Origin of the sequence: Candidatus Sordicultor fermentans, from assembly GCF_012728195.1 — a bacterium.
In the GTDB taxonomy this organism is placed as follows: Bacteria; Atribacterota; Atribacteria; order Atribacterales; family Caldatribacteriaceae; genus Sordicultor; species Sordicultor fermentans.
Genome location: NZ_JAAYFP010000076.1, coordinates 1 through 2001 on the forward strand (window position 1 = coordinate 1; position 2001 = coordinate 2001).

General features: G+C 42.8%; 3 protein-coding genes. 1 reads left to right on the forward strand and 2 read right to left on the reverse strand.

From position 1 onward, the window contains the following. Positions 1 to 856: radical SAM protein (locus tag GXZ17_RS03400; RefSeq protein WP_409375884.1), on the forward strand; the 856-nt coding region annotated here is incomplete at its 5' end. On the opposite strand, the gene GXZ17_RS03405 is transcribed toward GXZ17_RS03400, so the two are convergent. After that, entirely contained in the window at positions 846 to 1802 is a 957-nt protein-coding gene (locus tag GXZ17_RS03405) for a GTPase (RefSeq protein WP_409375885.1), read from the reverse strand. The two genes, GXZ17_RS03400 and GXZ17_RS03405, sit on opposite strands and share 11 nt — an antisense overlap. Positions 1803 to 1808: 6 nt before the next feature. Continuing rightward, positions 1809 to 2001 (reverse strand): protein-L-isoaspartate O-methyltransferase family protein (locus GXZ17_RS03410; protein WP_409375886.1); only part of this gene is annotated, 193 nt, incomplete at its 5' end.

The window sequence follows — 2001 nt, forward strand, 5'->3', positions numbered from 1 at the left end:
CCTCTATACCACTATAAATATAACCGGGGGAGAACCACTTCTTGTGGGGGAAGAGCTTTTTTCTCTCCTTCACTATCTTAACTCTCATCCTCGAGTGGAAGAGCTTATGATTATTACCAATGGCCTCCTCTTAGAAAAAAACCTGCTTTTTCGCTTGGAAGAGTGCCAGAAATTAACCACTTTGAAGATATCTTTAGAGGGAGCAAGTTCTTTCACCAATGACGCTATCAGGGGACGGGGCGTGTTTGAAAAGGTAGTGGACAAAATAAAACTGGCTCAAGAGATTTCTTTCCTGGACCTGGTGCTCATGTTTACTTTGAGTAAAAGAAATGTAAAAGAGTTATCTTCCATGTTAGCGCTCGCTCAAAATTTAGGAGTGGAGGGAGTGATAGTAGAGCGCTTCATCCCCCAGGGAAGAGGAAGGGAAATGAAAGAAGCAGTTCTTTCTCGAGAAGAATGGAGGAGTTTCTTAGAGGAGCTCGTGAATGTCTGTGAGCTGGAATGTACCCCTTATGAGCTTCTTCCCTACAAGGCTTTCTGGATAAAAGGAGGAAAAGAAGGAGAAGTGCTGGGGGCTTTGTGCAATTTAAGAGAGGCACTTTGTCTTATGCCCGAGGGGACTATTTTCCCCTGTCGCCGTTTTCCTTATCCTCTGGGTAATATTTTGAAAGATGGTTTAGGGAAAGCTATTGATTCCCCCTTTTTAGAAACCTTAAAAGATAGAAAATATCTAAAAGGCCGATGTAGCTACTGCCAGGTAGAAGGTTGCTATGGTTGTCGGGCACTCGCTTATGCTCTTTTTGATGACCCCTATTACGAAGATGAACAGTGTTTCTGGAAAGAGACTATGTCTTAATTTCTACTATGTCTTTATCCTGTAAAACATAATCGGGGGTGACCAGTTGCCCTTCAAATTTAGCCGATCCCCACACTCGCGCTCCTTTTAAGGTGTAAGCTAAATCTTTATGGATAGCACGAGCTAAGTCTTTTACCGTTTCCCCTTTTTTCAGTACAAAAGGGCGAGAAAGGTCAGGGGGCTTTCCGGGGGGTTTACTATATATCCGTATAATTCCCGCTAAATGAAAAATATCTCTCTTTAAACTTTCCTTTTCTTCTACCGAGATAGTAAGAAAAGAAATTCCCCGAATAGCAAATTCCTCCTCATACAATTCTTTAAAAATGGAGAAATTTTCTTGTTCCAGTGGTGTTTCTATTTTATTTACTAGAATCAGTGTTTTTTCTTTTTCCAGCTCAAATTTGTTTTCTTCCAGGTCCTGGAGGAGGCTTTCCATTTCATCTAATAGTCTTTCACTTTTACCATCCATCACTACTATTATTCCATCAGCTCTTCGGAGAGCCCCTATGGCATTACCTTCTATTCTTCCTTCTAACCAGGGAGGAAAATCGATAAGCTGAATCTGAATATCTTCATATTCCATCATTCCCGGAAGAGGGGAATGAGTGGTGAAAGGATAGTCGGCTATTTCCGGACGTGCACGAGTTAAAAGGGAGAGGAGGGTAGACTTTCCGCTGTTGGGAGCACCGATTATGGCAATTTGAGCAGCGCCTACTTTTTCTATGAGATAGGGGTCAAATAGTTTTCCTTTGCTTTTTCTTTCCCCCTTAGATTTACGCAGTTTAGATATTTTTTGCTTGATTTCTGCCTGTAGCTTTTCTGTTCCTTTATGCTTGGGTATTGTTGCTAACATTTCTTCCAGAGCTTTTAACTTTTCTTCCGGCGTTTTAGCGCTTCGGTAACGGGCTTCTGCTTCCCGGTATTGAGGAGTTAAATTGGCTGGCAACTTCTCTCACTCTCCCTGAGATTCCCGGGTTAAGGGGACAAATCTTACTGCTCCTAAGTCTCGAGTGGTAATGCCATCTCTGGTTTTTTCCACTACCCACAGACTTTGTATACTCCAGGGAGGACCTACCGGGATAACCATTTTCCCACCCTCTTTCAGCTGGCTGAGGAGAGGTGGGGGAAGATGGTCTACTGCACAG